Annotated in this window: 18 protein-coding genes; 8 read left to right on the top strand and 10 right to left on the bottom strand. The window is 70.7% G+C overall.

Annotated features, from left to right (window positions below; translation table 11 throughout):
- Positions 1 to 44 precede the first annotated feature (44 nt).
- From NO364_RS13355 to NO364_RS13340, 4 genes are all read right to left on the bottom strand, one after another.
- Complete coding sequence (locus NO364_RS13355) at positions 45 to 473, bottom strand: DUF7994 family protein (RefSeq protein WP_199243652.1); 429 nt, start codon at positions 471 to 473, stop codon at positions 45 to 47.
- A gap of 39 nt (positions 474 to 512) precedes the next feature.
- Positions 513 to 1,160 (bottom strand): adenylate kinase, encoded by a 648-nt coding sequence (locus NO364_RS13350; protein WP_257627772.1) that lies wholly within the window; start codon positions 1,158 to 1,160, stop codon positions 513 to 515.
- Between the two features lie 71 nt (positions 1,161 to 1,231).
- The gene (gene icd / locus NO364_RS13345; protein WP_257627771.1) at positions 1,232 to 2,491 is read right to left on the bottom strand and encodes an isocitrate dehydrogenase (NADP(+)); all 1,260 of its coding nucleotides are present in this window, start codon (positions 2,489 to 2,491) and stop codon (positions 1,232 to 1,234) included.
- Between the two features lie 111 nt (positions 2,492 to 2,602).
- A complete protein-coding gene (locus NO364_RS13340) occupies positions 2,603 to 2,884 on the bottom strand; it encodes a hypothetical protein (RefSeq protein ID WP_157690410.1) in 282 nt (93 codons plus the stop codon).
- A 31-nt stretch (positions 2,885 to 2,915) separates the two neighbouring features.
- Here NO364_RS13340 and map point away from each other — a divergent pair, with 31 nt between their 5' ends.
- Entirely contained in the window at positions 2,916 to 3,806 is an 891-nt protein-coding gene (map, locus tag NO364_RS13335) for a type II methionyl aminopeptidase (RefSeq protein ID WP_157690411.1), read from the top strand.
- On the opposite strand, the gene NO364_RS18455 is transcribed toward map, so the two are convergent.
- Complete coding sequence (locus NO364_RS18455) at positions 3,803 to 4,003, bottom strand: DUF7835 family putative zinc beta-ribbon protein (protein ID WP_157690412.1); 201 nt, start codon at positions 4,001 to 4,003, stop codon at positions 3,803 to 3,805. The two genes, map and NO364_RS18455, sit on opposite strands and share 4 nt — an antisense overlap.
- A 204-nt stretch (positions 4,004 to 4,207) precedes the next feature.
- On the opposite strand from NO364_RS18455, the gene NO364_RS13330 reads away from it, so the two are divergent.
- Positions 4,208 to 4,762, top strand: coding sequence for an HIT family protein (locus tag NO364_RS13330; protein ID WP_157690413.1), 555 nt, complete (start codon positions 4,208 to 4,210; stop codon positions 4,760 to 4,762).
- Between the two features lie 72 nt (positions 4,763 to 4,834).
- Positions 4,835 to 5,752 (top strand): cation diffusion facilitator family transporter, encoded by a 918-nt coding sequence (locus tag NO364_RS13325; RefSeq protein ID WP_157690414.1) that lies wholly within the window; start codon positions 4,835 to 4,837, stop codon positions 5,750 to 5,752.
- Here NO364_RS13325 and NO364_RS13320 read toward each other — a convergent pair.
- The 3 genes from NO364_RS13320 to deoC form a co-directional block, all read right to left on the bottom strand.
- Positions 5,749 to 6,024, bottom strand: a complete 276-nt coding sequence (locus NO364_RS13320) for a helix-turn-helix transcriptional regulator (RefSeq protein WP_257627770.1) — start codon at positions 6,022 to 6,024, stop codon at positions 5,749 to 5,751. The two genes, NO364_RS13325 and NO364_RS13320, sit on opposite strands and share 4 nt — an antisense overlap.
- On the bottom strand, positions 6,021 to 7,277 hold the full coding sequence (locus NO364_RS13315) for a tRNA (N(6)-L-threonylcarbamoyladenosine(37)-C(2))-methylthiotransferase (protein ID WP_157690416.1): 1,257 nt from the start codon (positions 7,275 to 7,277) through the stop codon (positions 6,021 to 6,023). Before NO364_RS13315 ends, NO364_RS13320 begins: the two co-directional genes overlap by 4 nt.
- An 86-nt stretch (positions 7,278 to 7,363) precedes the next feature.
- Positions 7,364 to 7,990, bottom strand: a complete 627-nt coding sequence (gene deoC, locus NO364_RS13310; RefSeq protein ID WP_157690417.1) for a deoxyribose-phosphate aldolase — start codon at positions 7,988 to 7,990, stop codon at positions 7,364 to 7,366.
- A gap of 67 nt (positions 7,991 to 8,057) precedes the next feature.
- On the opposite strand from deoC, the gene NO364_RS13305 reads away from it, so the two are divergent.
- Positions 8,058 to 8,864 carry a DUF63 family protein gene (locus NO364_RS13305; RefSeq protein ID WP_157691246.1) on the top strand — a complete coding sequence of 269 codons (807 nt, stop codon included), beginning with the start codon at positions 8,058 to 8,060 and terminating at the stop codon, positions 8,862 to 8,864.
- 6 nt (positions 8,865 to 8,870) lie between these two features.
- Here the strand turns inward: NO364_RS13305 and NO364_RS13300 are convergent, their stop codons facing one another.
- Entirely contained in the window at positions 8,871 to 9,845 is a 975-nt protein-coding gene (locus NO364_RS13300; RefSeq protein WP_157690418.1) for a hypothetical protein, read from the bottom strand.
- Positions 9,846 to 10,042: 197 nt separating this feature from the next.
- Between NO364_RS13300 and NO364_RS13295 the strand changes: the two genes are divergently transcribed.
- Entirely contained in the window at positions 10,043 to 10,777 is a 735-nt protein-coding gene (locus tag NO364_RS13295) for a nucleoside phosphorylase (protein ID WP_157690419.1), read from the top strand.
- Between the two features lie 2 nt (positions 10,778 to 10,779).
- Complete coding sequence (locus NO364_RS13290; protein WP_257627769.1) at positions 10,780 to 12,168, top strand: universal stress protein; 1,389 nt, start codon at positions 10,780 to 10,782, stop codon at positions 12,166 to 12,168.
- On the opposite strand, the gene NO364_RS13285 is transcribed toward NO364_RS13290, so the two are convergent.
- Entirely contained in the window at positions 12,165 to 13,322 is a 1,158-nt protein-coding gene (locus NO364_RS13285; RefSeq protein ID WP_257627768.1) for an NAD-binding protein, read from the bottom strand. The two genes, NO364_RS13290 and NO364_RS13285, sit on opposite strands and share 4 nt — an antisense overlap.
- An 87-nt stretch (positions 13,323 to 13,409) precedes the next feature.
- Between NO364_RS13285 and NO364_RS13280 the strand changes: the two genes are divergently transcribed.
- Positions 13,410 to 14,654 (top strand): potassium channel family protein, encoded by a 1,245-nt coding sequence (locus NO364_RS13280; RefSeq protein WP_257627767.1) that lies wholly within the window; start codon positions 13,410 to 13,412, stop codon positions 14,652 to 14,654.
- Positions 14,651 to 15,826 carry a DUF8167 domain-containing protein gene (locus NO364_RS13275; RefSeq protein ID WP_157690423.1) on the top strand — a complete coding sequence of 392 codons (1,176 nt, stop codon included), beginning with the start codon at positions 14,651 to 14,653 and terminating at the stop codon, positions 15,824 to 15,826. Before NO364_RS13280 ends, NO364_RS13275 begins: the two co-directional genes overlap by 4 nt.
- Positions 15,827 to 15,846: the final 20 nt, after the last annotated feature.

The following is a 15,846-nucleotide window of genomic DNA, read 5'->3' as shown; positions in this document are numbered from 1 at the left end:
CACCGGTTATGAACCTTTTACTCCGTCGCCGGCGGCACCCCCCGTCACCGGTCGCCGGAACCCGTGGCGGGATCCGTGTCGGCGTCCAGCGGCCGCTCGTAGACGTGTTTGCCGGCACAACACCACATGTCGACGCCGACGGCGGCGAGCGAGAGCCCGCCGACCGCCGTGACGGCGAGCAGCAGGGTGCCGCCGGCGCCGCCCTCCCAGCCGAGGATCCCGACCGGAAGCGCCAGTCCGAGCGCGACGTTCGCCGCCCCGCTCAGCCGGAACCAGTCGATCCGGGCGGTCACCGGGTTCCCGAACGCGGCGACGACGTCGAGCGCCCCCGCGGCGCCGACGAGGACGACCTGGACGGCGAGCGTCGGCGTGCCGAACGGGGCCGCGCCGACGAGGGCGAGCCCGCCACCGACCACCGTCAGCAGGCCGAGGCCGAGGACGCCACACAGCCGTCGGTGCGTGGTCGCGTTCACACGAGCGCCTCCGATCGCCAGCGAGATATAGGCTTCCCGTCAGATCGCGGCGTCGACCTCGTCGCTGATCGACTCGAAGACCTCGTCGGGCGTCCCCTCGCCGTCGACTTCGACCAGGATGCCCGCCTCGCGGTAATGTTCGACGACCGGCGCGGTGTTGTCCTCGTACACTTGGAGGCGTTCGCGGACGGTCTCCTCGGTGTCGTCGTCCCGCTGGATCAGGTCGCCGCCGCAGTCGTCGCAGACGCCCTCGGTCGCCGGCGGGCTGAACTCGACGTGGTAGTTTGCGCCACACTCGTCACAGACCCGCCGTCCGGTGAGCCGGTCGACGAGTTCCGACTCGTTCACGTCGAGGAAGACGACGACGTCGAGGTCGGTGATCTCGGAGAGGTACTCGGCCTGATCGAGGTTGCGCGGGTAGCCGTCGAGGACGTAGCCGTCCGCCTCCTCCAGTGCCGTCTTGACGATCTCGTTGACCACCGCGTCGGGGACGAGTTCGCCCGCCTCCATGTAGGCCCGCGGCGTGTCGTACTCGGTGTCCATGTGGCCGATGTCCATGTCCTTGTTCGTCCGGAGGGCATCGCCCGTGGTGACGTGTTCGATGTCGAACGCCTCGGCGAGGCGCTTGCTCTGCGTTCCCTTGCCCGCACCCGGTGCCCCGAGCAACAGCACGTGTGGCTCGCTCATACGGATAGCACCCCCTCCGAGTATAAATGCGTGCAGGAATCGCCCGCGACGGGGCGGCGCGACCGGGCCGGTTAGGAGAGTTCCTCGATGCGCGCACAGACGGCGTCGGCGTACTCGCTGGTGGCGAGTTTCGTGCCGCCCTCGATCTGCCGGTGGAGGTCGTAGGTGACTTCGCCGGCGGAGATGGTCGTCTCGACGGCGTCACGGATCAGGTCGGCGGCGTCGTCCCAGCCGAGCTGTTCGAGCATGATCCGACCCGAGAGGATCATCGCCGTGGGGTTGACCTTGTCCTCGCCGGCGTACTTCGGCGCGGAGCCGTGGACGGGCTCGGCGAGCACGCGGCCGTCGCCGAGGTTCGCGCCCGGCGCGATGCCGAGGCCACCGATCTGGGCCCCCGCGGCGTCCGAGAGGTAGTCGCCGTTCAGGTTCGGCATCGCCAGCACGTCGTACTGCTCGGTCCGCGTCAGGAGCTGCTGGAGCATGTTGTCCGCGATGCGGTCCTTGACGACGACTACCCCCTCGGGGGCCTCGCCGTCGTACTCCTCCCAGAGGGTGTCCTCGGTGATGACCTCGTCGCCGTACTCCTCCGCGGCGAGTTCGTAACCCCAGTCGCGGAAGGCCGCCTCGGTGAACTTCATGATGTTGCCCTTGTGGACCAGCGTCACCGAGTCGCGGTCGTTCTCGATGGCGTAGTCGATGGCCTCCCGGATCAGACGCTTGCTCCCGAACTCCGAGATGGGTTTGATCCCGATGCCGACCGGGCCGTCGTGGATGACGCCCGTCTCGCCCATCTCCTCCTCGACGAACTCCCGGACCTGCTCGACCTCGTCGGTGCCGGCCTCCCACTCGATGCCGGCGTACACGTCCTCGGTGTTCTCCCGGAAGTTGACCATGTCCATCTTCTCGGGGTTTTTCACCGGCGAGGGGACGCCCTCGAGGTGGTAGGTCGGGCGGACGTTCGCGTACAGGTCGAGTCGCTTCCGGAGGGCGACGTTCAGCGAGCGGAAGCCGGAACCGACGGGCGTCGTCAGCGGCCCCTTGATCGCGACGCGGTGTTCGCGGATGGCCTCGACCGTCTCGTCGGGCAGGTTCTCGTCGTAGCGCTCGCGCGCGGACTCGCCGGCGTAGAGGCGCATCCACTCGATTGAGCGTCCCGTCGCCTCGGCGGCGGCGTCGAGTACCTGCTGGGCGGCCGGGGCGACGTCGGTGCCGATGCCGTCCCCGTAGATGATCGGGATGATCGGGTTCGACGGTACGGCGAGTTCGCCGGTGTCCTCGTCGACGGTGATCGCGTTTCCGTCGTCGGGAACCTCGACGTTGTCGTAGCTCATATCGTCGCGCAGTTCACCGACCAGCGTGAAAGAACTGCCGTTATTCCGGAACCCCCCGGTCGGCCAGGCGAGGGTAAAATCCGTCTCCCTGCCATCCATCGACCATGCGCGTCATCCACGGCGGCGCGGGCGTCCCCCCGACGACCCCGCGCGGCGCTCCTCGCCGACGCCGCGGACGGGAGCCGCGTCGACGCCGGCTGTATGACCAGCGACCGCACCGTCGGCGCCGCCGCCGAGCGGACGGCGCCACATCGAGGCGTTCGAGGACGCGACGGGGTCGACGGCGGGGCTGATCGTCCGTGACGACGTCGGCGTCGGGAGCGCGTTCAACAGCGCGTCGATGCAGGTGCGGGTCGCCGAAGCGTGACGGCGCCGCGGCCGCCGATGCCGCAACCTCTTTCCCCGACTCGGGTCAATAGCGGCCATGAGCGTTGGATCCCTCGACGAGGAGACCGTCGAGAAGTATCGCCGAGCCGGCGAGGCGTTGCGTACCGTCCTCGACGAGGCGGCCGAGATGATCGAACCGGGCGTCACCCACCTCGAAGTCGCGGAACACGCCGAGGACCGGATCGACGAGTTGGCCGACGGCCCCGCGTTCCCCGTCAACATCAGCGTCGACGAGGAGGCCAGCCACTCGACGCCCGGCCGCGACGACGACGCGGAGTTCGGCGAGGAGATGGTCTGTCTCGACGTAGGCGTCCACGTCGACGGCTACATCGCCGACGCCGCGACGACGGTCGACCTCTCGGGCAACCCCGAACTCGTGGAGGCCGCCGAGGAGGCGCTCGACGTCGCCGTCGACGCCGTCGCCCCGGGCGTGGACACGGGGACGATCGGCGCCGAGATCGAGGAGGTGATCCGGGGGTACGGCTACACGCCCGTCCTCAACCTCTCCGGCCACGGCGTCGAGCAGTGGGACGCCCACACGGGGCCGAGCGTTCCCAACCGCGGCGTCGACCACGGGGCCGAACTCGCTGTCGGCGACGTGATCGCCATCGAACCGTTCGCCACCGACGGCCGCGGCAAGGTGCGCGAGGGGAACAAGGAGGAGATCTACGGCTTGGAACGGGAGCGGTCGGTCCGCAACCGACAGGCCCGGCAGATCCTCGAGACGATCACCGAGGAGTACCGCACCCTCCCCTTTGCCGCCCGGTGGTTCGACGCCCCCCGCACGGAGATGGCGCTCCGCCGACTCAAACAGCAGGACGTCGTCCACGGCTATCCCGTGTTGAAGGAGGAAGCGGGGCGTCTCGTCAGTCAGGCCGAACACACCCTCGTCGTCACCGAGGACGGGTGCGAAGTAACGACCGCCTAGGCGTCGTTCATCCGCTGGATCGATTCCGCCTCGCAGACCGCACAGACCGCGACCCGATACGGTTCCCGTGAGAACGCGGCGTTCGCCGAGGCTGGGTTCTCCGTTCGTATCTCCACCCTGACCGTGTGTCTGGTCTCTCGGCCGCAGTCAGGACACAGTTCGTGGTTAGTGTCTGGGTCCGGTCGTTTCGCCTTCATCGATACCCCCTTTCGGTGCCGTTCGCATAAGCCCCGCACTCGGTTAACCCGGATTAAACCAGGTTAATCCGGCCTCAGCCGGATTTTCACCCGTGAGAATCAATCGCTGTCGGACGGGCGTCACACGGGGGCACCGTCCCGCGGCGTCCCGGCATCCCGTCGCGTGGCGGGCGGTATATACGGCTGGACGACCCCCGCGACCACATGGAGCAACTGTTCGCGCCGTGGCGCATCGAGTGGGTGACCCGCGACGACGCCGACGCCGACGCCGTCGACGGCTGTCCGTTCTGTGTCCTCCCCGAGCGCGACGACCACCGGGAGAACCTGATCGTCGCCCGGAGCGACCACGCCTTCGTCGTCCTGAACAACTACCCGTACAACCCGGGCCACGCCATGGTGGTCCCGGACCGACACGACGGGGACTACCGCGCGCTCGATGCGGACGAACTGCTGGATCACGCCCGCCTCAAACAGCGCACCGTCGACGCCATGGAGGCGGCTTTCGACCCCGACGCGTTCAACATGGGCCTCAACCTCGGCGGCGGCCCGGCCGGCGGCTCCATCGACGACCACGTTCACACACACGTCGTTCCGCGGTGGGACGGTGACACCAACTTCATGCCCGTCGTCGCGGACACGAAGGTTATCGTCGAGGCGGTAGCCGATACCTACGACCGCCTCCACGCGGCCTTCGCCGCGCAGCCCGACGCCACCGTCCCCGGTGACGAGCGGGCGGTCTCGCTCGAACTCGTGGATTAGACCGAGTCGAAAACTCGCTTCTACGTCACTAATGACACCGCTTATGTGGGTCTGGATCCTCGGTGGAGTCACATGCCAGGGGACCGCGCCGCGTTCCTGAAGGCGTCGTGGGTCAACGTCGTCTCGAACGTCCTCAAGATCGTCGTCGAGGGGGTTCTCGGCGTCCTCTCGGGGAGCCTCGCGCTCATGGCCGACGCCGCCCACTCGGTCGCCGACCTCCTGGCGAGCGCCGTCGTCCTCGTCTGGGGCCGATTCGTCTACGACGACCCCGACGCCTCCCATCCGCACGGTCACGAACGGTTCGAACCCCTCTCTGCCCTCTTCGTCGGTGGCGTGCTCGTCCTCCTCGGACTGAAACTCCTCTACGACTCCGGGAACGCCCTCCTCACCGGCCCCAGCGCCGAGTACAGCACCATCCTGGTGGTCGGCCTCCTCTTCGCCCTCGTCGACCGCTACGCCTGCTACTGGTACACCTGCCTAGTGAACCGGGACGTCGAGTCGCCGAGCCTGCGGGCGCTCGCGGCCGACAGCAAGAACGACATCTACACCACGCTCGCCGCCTTCGCCGGCGTCGCCGGCATGGCGCTCGGCTACCCCATCTTCGACCCGCTGGCCGGCGGTCTCGTGAGCCTCCTCGTCATCTATCAGGGGGTCGATATCTCGCGGGAGAACATCCGCTATCTCTCGGACGGCGCGCCCCCGGCCGAGGACCGCGAGCGGATCGAGGAGGCGATCCGTTCACACCCCGAGGTGCGTGGCGTCCACGACTTCGTCGCCTACTACTCCGGGCACGTGATCGAAGTCGAGTTCCACGCCGAGATCGACGGCGACCACTCCCTCGCCGCCGCCCACGACATCGAGACGGAGCTCCGGGACCGGGTCCGCGAGATCGAACCCGTCTCCGACGTGCACGTCCACCTCGACCCCGCCGGCCTCGGCGAGTGGAAAGACGCCTCCGAGCGCTCGTCGGCGTCGACGACTCCTCCCTAGTACGGGAGCGTCTCCGTCACCCAGTCGTAGTGGTCGCGGAGCGACCGTTCGCCCGCCTCGGTGAGTTCGTAGCGGTCGTGAATGTCGTCGACCGTCTTTTCGAGGTGGCCCGTGTCGGTCAGCGTCTCCAGCGCGCCGTAGAAGGTCGAGGGTTCGACCCGTTCGCCGTAGCGCGACTCCAGGGCCGCCTTGCACTCCTGTGCCGTCGGCGACCCCTCTCTCGCGACGATCACACAGATGTCCCGACGGAGGCCGCTCCGGAGCCACTTCATGTCGGTCGACCGAAGACGTACATCGTCTCGTGAGCGGTGATCTCCACCTCGACCCGGTCGCCGGGTTCGATCCCGTACTCGTCGGCGTTCCGGACGATCACCTGTCGGTAGGCGCCGTCGCGGCACTTCACCGAGTCGCCGGTGCCCGGCCGGACCGCGAGCACCTCGTGGCGCTCGCCGACCATCGACGCGTGGATCTCGCCGACCACCTCGCGTTTCAGCTCCGACATCGCCTTCGAACGCTCCTTCTTGATCGTCCCGCCCAGACCCTTCATCTCGGCGGCGTCGGTCCCCGGCCGCTTCGAGAAGCGGGTGACGTTGATCTTCTCCGGGCGGATCCGTGCCAGGAGCTCCATGCTCCGCTCGTGGTCGGTCTCCGTCTCGGTGGGGAAGCCGACGATGAAGTCCGTCGAGAGCGTCCAGCGGTCGAGGCGGTCGTCGAAGGTGTCGACCACTTCGAGGAACTCCTCGACCCGGTGTTGGCGGCGCATGTCCGCGAGCACGTCGTCCGACCCCGACTGGACGGGCGCGTGCAGGAAGTTGTAGAGCTTCTCGTTGTCGGCGAAGACGTCGGCCAGTTCCTCGCGGACGCCGTGGACGCCCTTCGGGTTGGCCATCCCGACCCGAACCCGGAAGTCGCCCTCGATGTCACAGATCCGGTCGAGGAGTTCGGGCAGGAGGCTCTCACCTTGGTTGCGGTCCCAGCCGTAGACGCCGGTGTCCTGGCCGGTGATGCGGAGTTCCGTCGCGCCCGCGTGGACCAGCGCCCGCGCCTTCTCGACGTTCTCCTCGACCGACGGGGAGTCGAGGCGTCCCGTCGCCCGTTTGGTGATGCAGTACGAGCAGTCGCTCATGCAGCCGCGGGCGATGGGGAGGATGCCGATCACGCCGTCGAGGATCGGTTCGGCGTCCGGCGTGGTGGTGGGACACTCGCCGTTCATCGCCGCCTCGGGCACCTCGTCCCAGTGGACGACCTGGGCGTCGACGCCAGCCTCGGCGAACTCCTCGCCCTGTGCCAGCGCCATACAGCCGGTGACCACGAGGTCGCCCGTCTCGGCTTCGAGTTCTTCGGCCCGCCGGAGCATGTTTCGCTCCGTCTTCTCGACGACCGTACAGGTGTTGAGGATGGCCACGTCGGCGTCGGCCGGGCCGTCGGCGGGATGGTGCCCGCCGTCCCGGAGCCGTCGCTCGATCGATCGGCTCTCGCCCCGGTTGGCCGTACACCCGTACGTCTCGATGTGATAGCGGGCCATTCGTTATCCGGGCTTGCGCCCGCGCGGAGAAAAGCGCGACGGTCCCGCCCGATACCGGCGGCCCGAGACGGGGGTGACCGGCAGCCTCACTCGAACCCTTCGACGAGGGCGACGCCCGCGGACGCGCCGATCCGTTTCGCCCCCGCATCGAGCATCGCCCGCGCCCGCTCGGTCGTGTCGATTCCGCCGCTGGCCTTCACCGGGAGGTACTCCGCCAGCAGTTCCACGTCCGCGACGGTCGCCGGTCCGGAAAACCCGGTCCCCGTCTTCAGGTAGTCGGCGTCGGCCGCGACGGCCGCCTCGCCCGCCCGGCGCTTCTCCGCGTCGGTCAACAGCGGCGCCTCGACGATGACCTTCACCGGCACCGGCACCGCCGCCACGAGTTCGGCCAACTCCGCGGTCACCGCGTCGTCGTCGCCGGCCTTCAGGCGCCCGACGTTCACCACCACGTCGAGTTCGTCGGCGCCGGCCTCCCAGGCCGCGACCGCCTCCTCGCGTTTGATCGCCGGCGCGTGCTGTCCGTGGGGGAAGCCGACGACCGTCGCGAGCGTCACGTCGGCCTCGCCTCGCACCTCGCTCACGTAACACGGCGGGACGCAGGCGTTAGTGCCGTACTCGGCCGCCGCCGCGACGACCCCTCGGGCGTCGGCCGGCGTCGTCGCCGGCCCGAGGACGGTGTGGTCGATGCGGGCAGCGAACTCGGCTCGGTCCATACCACCCGTCTCGCGGCGGCGGAGCGTAAGGCTTTCCCGGCGACTCCCCGCCTTCCACTCCATGACGCTGGCGCTGCTCCCCGAGGGCTTTTCCCTCCCGCCGCTCCCCTACCTCCTCGCCCTGCTCGCAGGCCTCGGCGTCGTCGCCGGCCTCCTCGCCCGCCGTCGACCCCCGGTGACCGAACGGCTCGTCCTCGCCGCGACGCCGTGGATGGTCCTCGGCGCCGCCGTCCACGTCCTCTACGCGCTCGAAACGCTCCCCGATCCCCTCCGCCCGCTCGCGGGTACGCCCGCGGTGTATCTCACCGCCGCCGTCCTCGCGGGGGCGACGTGGCTCGTCGCCGACGCGACGGCCCGGGGGACGCCCGCGCTCGTCGGCGGCGTCGGCGCCGCCCTCTTCGTGCCCGTCGTCGCCGCCGTCGTCGCCGTCGGCCTCGCCCGCGACACCCTCCGGATCGGTCCCGCGGTCGGCATCCTCGTCGGCGCCGCCGTCGTCGCCGCCGGCGCGTGGACGCTCATCCGGCGGACGTGGCCCGGCGTGGCGGTCACGGGCCGACTCGGCGCCCTCGCCGTCGCCGGCCACGCCCTCGACGGCGTCTCGACCGCCGTCGGTATCGACCTCCTCGGCTTCACGGAGCGCACCCCCCTCTCCGCGCTCGTCATCGAGTTCGCGGCGTCGCTCCCCACCGCCTCCCTCCTCGGGAGCGGGTGGCTGTTCGTCCTCGTGAAACTCGTCGTCGCGGGCGGGGTGGTGGCCCTCCTCGCCGAGACGGTCCGCGAGGCGCCCACCGAGGGTCGTCTCCTCCTCGGATTCGTCGCCGCCGTGGGACTGGGCCCCGGCGTCCACAACGTCCTGCTGTTTGCGGTCGCCTGACCCCGCTCACCCGCCGTCGAGGAACCGCAGCCGGTAGTCGTAGTACACACCGTCGTCCAGCACCACCCCGCTCCCGGGGTCATCGACGTGAGCGTCCTTCTCCACGTTCCCGTCGAGGTAGGCGCGGGCGTGAAGCCCCGTCAGAACCCTCCGGTAGGCCTCGGAGTACGGATGGGTCTCGCCGTAGCCCTCGCCCTGCGCCTCCTGCAGGATCGACCGTGCCTCGTCCGGGAGGTCCCTCCCCGAGAGCCGTGCGGTGACGAACCGTGCCCGGAGGATCGCCTCCATGTGCTCGGGCGTCTCCGCCACCGGCTCGGCCGTCGCGCGGTAGACCGGTTCGTGGAACCGCTCGCGGTCCACCTCGACGGCGTAGACGGCGTCGCGGTAGGCGACGTGGGTCGGCGCGTCCGTGCCGACGAGGCGACTCGCCTCGGCCCGCTCGGCGTCGCGGTAGACGTAGCCGCCGCGGTCGACCAGCCCGACCGGCATTCCGCCCTCGTTGCCCCGCGCCCGGGCGGCCATGTGGGCGACGTGGACGACGCCCCGGTCCCGCTCGGCCAGGTCGGTGGCGGCCACGGCGTCCGGCGCGTCCGGATCGTCGGCGTCGGCGACCCGCGACAGGCGGAGCACCGGATGGGTGACCGCCGCCTCGTCGACGACGACCGATCCCAGACGGTAGTAGGTCCCCTCGTGGCGGGTGTAGACCGGATCGTCGGGCCGGGCGCCGAACGGGCGCCGGTACTGGGTCGTGTACGCTTCGCCGTCGAGTGCGGCCGCGAAGGCGTCCGCGTCGTCCGGGCGCTCGGTCGTCGCGAAGTCGACCACGTACTCCGAGCGGAGCGGCGTCGACGTCCGCGAGAGTCGGAGCCGGAGGGTCCGTCCCGAATCGTCGCCGTCGCCGCCGCCGGCCGCGTCGAGACACCCCGCCAAGCCGGCGAGTCCGGCCGCCGTGCCCGCTGCGAGGAAGCGTCGCCGGTCCATGCGGACCGACTCGGATCCGACCCACAAGGGACCACCGGTGACTGATACGGATTATTGTAACTGGTTGCCGGTGGTTCGCCGGACCGTCTCGGCGAACCACCGGTAATGACTTACAATAAACAGTATGAAAGGAACGGTTGACCGACCGTTATCGAACGACCCCGAGGTATTTTCTCCACGGCGCGGCGTGCATCGGTATGGCCATCCAGCCGCACCTGCGTGTCGACGAGGGCGACGTTCACGACGTGGCGCTCCTGCCCGGCGATCCGGGCCGGGTCCAGCGGATCGCCGACCGCTGTGGCGCGGTCGAGGAACTCGCCCACAACCGGGAGTACCGCCTCGTCAACGGCGAGTACGCGGGCGTCCCGCTGACGATCTGTTCGACCGGCGTCGGATCGCCCTCGGCGGCCATCGCCCTGGAGGAACTCGCGGCCGTCGGCGTCGACACCGTCATCCGCCCGGGGACGACCGGGGCGCTCCAGGCCGACATCGAAGTCGGCGACATGGTGGTCGCGACCGGCGCCGCCAAGGAGGAGGGGACGACCAAGCGCTACGAGCGGGTCGAGTACCCCGCAGTCCCGGATTTCGAGGTGGTGCGGGCCCTGACCGACGCCGCCGAGTCGAACGACGAGGCCGTCCACGTCGGCCCCGTCGTCACCGACGACGCCTTCTACGCCGAGACCGACGACTACGTCGCCGACTGGGAGGACGCCGGCCTCCTCGCCGTGGAGATGGAGGCGGCCGCGCTCTTCGCCCTCGCCCGCCGGAAGGGACTCCGGGCGGGCGCGATCTGTACCGTCGACGGCAACCTCGTCGCGGGCACACAGAAGGGGAGCGGTGACGTGAGCGAGGACGAACTCCCGCCGAAGGCCCGGGACAACGTCGCGCGGATGATCGAGTTGGCCCTCGACGCCGCCGCGACGCTCGGCTGACGATGCTGGAGGGGGTGCTCGCCCGTGTCGTCGCCGCCGCCCGCCGCCTCCGGCGGTTCGAACGCCGCGAACTCGCGGCCTTCGGCCGCTGGATCCAGCACACCGGCAACCTCCTCCACCTGACGGTGCTGACCGCGGTCCCCCTGATCATCGGGGTCGTGACGCTCATCTCGAACGCGGTCGCCGAACTCTCCTTTCTGCTCTTCCCGCCGCTCGCCTCGGGCACGTACACCCTCTTTGCCGACCCCGAGGGCCGCTACGCCTCGCCCTGGAAGTTCACCGTCGGCCTCGTCGTGGGCGCGTGCTGTGGGTGGGCGGCCCTCGCCCTCTCGGCGCAGGTGTTCGCCGACACCGCCGCCATCTCCCCCGTCAGCGCCGCCCTCTCCATCTTCCTGACCGGCGCCACGACGTGGCTCCTCGACGTGGAGGAGCCCGCGGCCTTCTCGACGGCGCTGCTCGTCCTCGTCACCGACGACGCCTCCCCCGAGGCGTACGTGGCGAGCGTCGCCGCCGTCGGCGCCCTCGTCGCCGTCGTCTTCTCGGTCTGGCGCTCCCGGTTCTACGAGCGCCGGGCCCGGTACCTCTACGACACCGCACAGGGCGACGACCACGTCCTCGTCCCGATGCGCGGCGACCCCGAGGCCGCCGAGACGACGGCGCTGTTCGGCGCCACCCTCGCCGCCGCTCACGACGCGGGGAAGGTGGTGTTGCTGGGGATCCTCGACGGCGACGACGCCCCCGACGACCCGGCCGACGAACCCGTGGCGACCCGCGAGACCGCCGAGCGGTTGGAGGCGACGGCCGGGACGGTCCGGACGCGACTCGGCGTCCCCTGCGAGGTGGTCGTGGCCCGCGGGCCGCCCGTCCAGACGACCGTCGGCACCGCGGCGGACGCCAACTGCGACCTGGTGGTCACGCCCTACGAGGAGCGACGGGGCCTCCTCTCGCCGTACGTCCAGGGGGTGTTCGAGAGCCGGTACGACGCCGTCGCCTTCCGGTCGACGACGGGGCGGCGCCGCTGGAAGCGCGTGCTCGTGACCGTCTCCCGCCCGGGCGACGTCGCCCACGCCATGCTCGATTTCGCCGCCCGACTCGTCGGCCGGAGCGGGAGCCTGAGCGTCTGTACCTGCATCGACAGCGAGGTGGAGCGACGGCGCGCCGAGTCGCAGCTGGCCGACCTCGCCGAAACCGTCGACGTCGACGTGGAGACGCGGGTGGCCCGAAGCGAGGTCACCGCCTTCATCGGCGCCAACGCCGGCGCGTACGACCTGCTGGTGATCGGCTCCTCCGGCGACCGCTCGCGGGCCTCGCGGCTCGTCTCGCCGCCGACCTTCGAGCGGCTACGGGACGTGGACTGCGACGTGGCGATCGTCGACCGGGGGCGGCCCTAGATCTCGTCGAGCAGGCGACCCGCGATCGCCTCGGTGTCGACGTCCTGGCCGCCGAGCGCCGACTCGACGAGCAGGTGGCCGCCGATGCTCGCGGGACTGATGACCGTATCGGCCCCCGCACGCCGGAGCTTGTCGACGTTCTCGCGCTGGGTCGCCGCGGCGACGACGTGAATCTCGGGGACGAGGTGACGCGCCGTCAGGATGGCGAACGCGTCGGCCGCGTCGTCGTTCGTCGCCGCGACGACGGCGCGGGCGTCCTCGATGTGGGCCCGCCGGAGCGTCGCCTCGTCGCTGGTGTCGCCGGTGAGCGTGTTGATCCCCCGCTCGCCGAGCGCCCGCGCCTTCTCGGCGTCCGGGACGACGACGAGGAAGGGGGTGTTTCCCTGTAGTTCCTGAATGACCGCCTCGGTCAGGTCGCCGTAACCGAGGACGAGCACGTGATCGTCGAGCAAGTCGAGTTCTGATTGTGTCATCTTTCCGAGTGCCTTGACGAGTCGGGCTTCGATGGCGGGGGTCAGCAGGACGCCGAGCGCGATGGCGAAACTCGCCGTGCCGACGACGAGCGCCGAGATGCCGAACAGCCGTGCCACCGCCGTCCGCGGGACGATATCGCCGTAGCCGACGGTGCTGGAGGTGACGACGGCGAAGTAGACGGCGTCGACGAGCGTCTCGATGCCGCCGAACTCCTCGCGGAGCGCGTACGCGCCGGTGGTGATGTACACCTGTGACCCGCCGAGCGCGAGCAGCGCGGCGAGCTGTGTCGCCGAGAAGTCGACCGAGCGGTCGAAGCGCCGACGGTTGAGCGCGACGGCCGGCAGGGCGAGCACCGACAGCACCACGAGCGGGATGGACGTCTCACTCGCCTGGACGAGCCCCTGGCCCGCCGACACGACGAGCAGGCAGAGCGTCGAGTACCACGCGGCCCGTAGGCCGCGGCGCAGGCCGAGCGCGCTTCCGAGGAGGAGAAAGCCGGTGAGCGTGCCCGTGAACCCGGCGGTCGTCCGCGCCACCGGCGGGACGAAGGGGACGAGCGGGCGGCCGGCGGGCGAGCCCATGTGGACGATGCCGGTGACCATCGAGAGCGCGCCCGCGAGGAGCGTCAATCCCACAGCCGCCTGCACGCCGAGGAACCGATCGCTCCGACTCGCGGCCATGCTTACGGCCTCGCGGACGTGCGTGATAAAGGGCTCGTCGCGGTCACCGCCCGTTAGCGGTTTAGGCCTCGCCGTCGAGTCCCGACCATGGCATCGTTCCCCGTCGAGGTTCTCTTCGGCATCTACCTCGGGGTACTGACCGGCATCGTCCCGGCTCTCGTCTCGTGGACCTTCGGCTTCATCTTCAAGTACGTGACCGGGGTCACCGTCCCCGCTTTCGGTGTGGTCGTCCTCGCGGTGGCCATCGCCGGCGTCAACGGCGGGTTGCTGGCGCTGAACGACCCGACGTTCACCCAGTCGGCGAACCAGGTCCGGCTGACCGTCGCCGTCGTCGTCGTCCTGATGATCTCGCTGTACGCGCACAACGCCGGCGACAAGATGGGCGCGGAGTTCCCCCGGAAGCTGTCGCTTCGCAAGCTGACCGAGCGTACCCTCTCGACGGACGTCATCGAACTCGCCGGCGGTCGAGGGCAGGTTCGCGTCACCGTCTCCGGCGAGGTCGGCGACATGGAGGGGTATCCGCCCGTCCCGACCGAACTCAGACGCGAACTCCGCGAGTGGTCGGCGGCCTTCCCCGCCGACGTCCCCGTCGTCGAACTGGAGACGCGGGTGACCGACCGCCTCCGAACGGAGTTCGACCTCGCGGACGTGGCCGTGACTCTCGACGAGCGGGCGCGGGCGACGGTAAGCGTCGCGCCCCCGCTCGGCGGCCTCTCGAAACGCATCCCCCCGGGCAAGCGCGCCGTCTCCGTCCCCGGGCTCCTGCCGACCGGCACGGCCCGTGGCGACGAGGCGTCGGTCGTGACGCCCGACCGGACCTACCGGGGGAGCGTCGTGAGCCTGCGGAGCGACCGCGCCCGCGACGCGGCCGCCGGGGCGGTGGCCGGACCCCCCCTCACCGACGCGGCCGCCACGCCCGACGGCGCCGCCGCGCCGTCACTCGCTCCCACCCTCCCCGTCGCCGACGGCGGCGACGGCCGGCTGACGGTCGCCGTCGACGCCGCCGGCACGGAGTCGCTGCTCGCGTCGACCGTCGACCACCTCCTCGTCCGCTCTCGCGGCACTCGCCGCGAGTACGAACTCCTCAGCCTGCTCCGGCAGGCGGGCGACCGCATCCGGAAGGTCACGGTCGGCGACGACGGGCCGGTCGCGGGCCGGACCATCGGCGAAGCGGCGGTGCGGGACACCTACGGCGTGACCGTCCTCGCCGTCCGTCACGAGGGGGACTGGCGGTTCGCGCCCCGCGGCTCACACCCGGTCGCGGTCGGCGACGACCTGTTCGTCGTCGGGAAACCCGACGCACTCGCGGCGTTCCGGGAGGCGGTCGCGTGACGCCGCTTCAGGTGTCGGTCCCGGCGGTGGAGCCGGAGCTAGTGGAGACCGTCTCCCGGCTGCTGGCCTTCGGCGTCGGTGCCGCCCTCCTCGCCGGCGCCGCGGCGCTCGGCTACCGGTGGTATACGAAACTCCGCCTGCCGACCTGGCTGTCGGTCCTGCTGGGGCTCTCGGTGGTCGCCCTCTATCTCAACACCGTCGGCGCGTTCTCCGACCTCCTACGCGGCGAGACGTCCGTCTTCTCGCCCTCGGTCGTGGTGTTCAACGTCCTCGCGCTCGCCGTGGGGGCGGCCGCCGCGCCCGTGGGCCGTCTCGTCGGCGACCGGATCGCCACCGACGTCTTCGCCGTCGCGGGCGTCCGCGAACTCGACGTGGAGGTGAGCCGTATCGTCCGCTCGATGAGCCGCATCACCGACGTGACTCTGCCGGACGACCCGGACGCTATCGCCGACCTGGAGGGGTACGATCCCGTCTCGCCGACGATCAAGGAGACGCTCGCGGGCAAGACGCTCATCTTCCCCCGGCGGCTGACGGTCGCCGACCTGGAGGCCCGACTCGGCACCCGCCTGCAGGACGACTACGACGTGGGACACGTCGACGTGGAGCTGTCGGCCGACGGCACCGTCGAGTATCTCGCGCTCGGGAGCCGGGCGACGGGCATCGGCCCGACGCTCGCGCCGGGAACCGTCGCCGTCGCGGTCCGGGCCGACCCCGCCAACGCCGCCAGCCCCGGCGACCGCGTGCAGGTGTGGCGCACGGATCCGGAACCCAAGCGGCTGTTGACGGCGGAGCTGCGGGCTCACGTCGACGACGTCGCGACCCTCGCCGTCGACGAGGAGGACGCCACCCGCCTCGACGCCACGACCACCTACCGGCTGGTGACGCTCCCCTCGGAACCCCAGGCCGAACGGGAGTTCGCCTCCCTCCTGCGGGCGGCCGAGGAGACGATGTACGTCGTCACGGTCGACGCGGGGAGTGACCTGGTTGGCCGGCCCGTCGACGGCCTCGACGCCACCGTCGTCGCGGTCAAGGCCGTCGACGGCGGGATCGACACGCTCGCTCGGGATCGGCCCCTCGCGCCGGGGGACGAGGTCTACCTCGTGAGCCGGCCGGAGACCTTCCGTCGACTGGAGGCCCGGAGTTCCCCGGACGCATCCCCGACCGAGACGTAATCCTCTTGCCCGACGGGGCG

It is taken from the genome of Haloplanus salinarum (assembly GCF_024498175.1).
GTDB classification, from domain to species: domain Archaea; phylum Halobacteriota; class Halobacteria; order Halobacteriales; family Haloferacaceae; genus Haloplanus; species Haloplanus salinarum.
The sequence above is the reverse complement of the archived record's forward strand: the minus strand, read 5'-3'. Positions and strand labels throughout refer to the sequence as shown.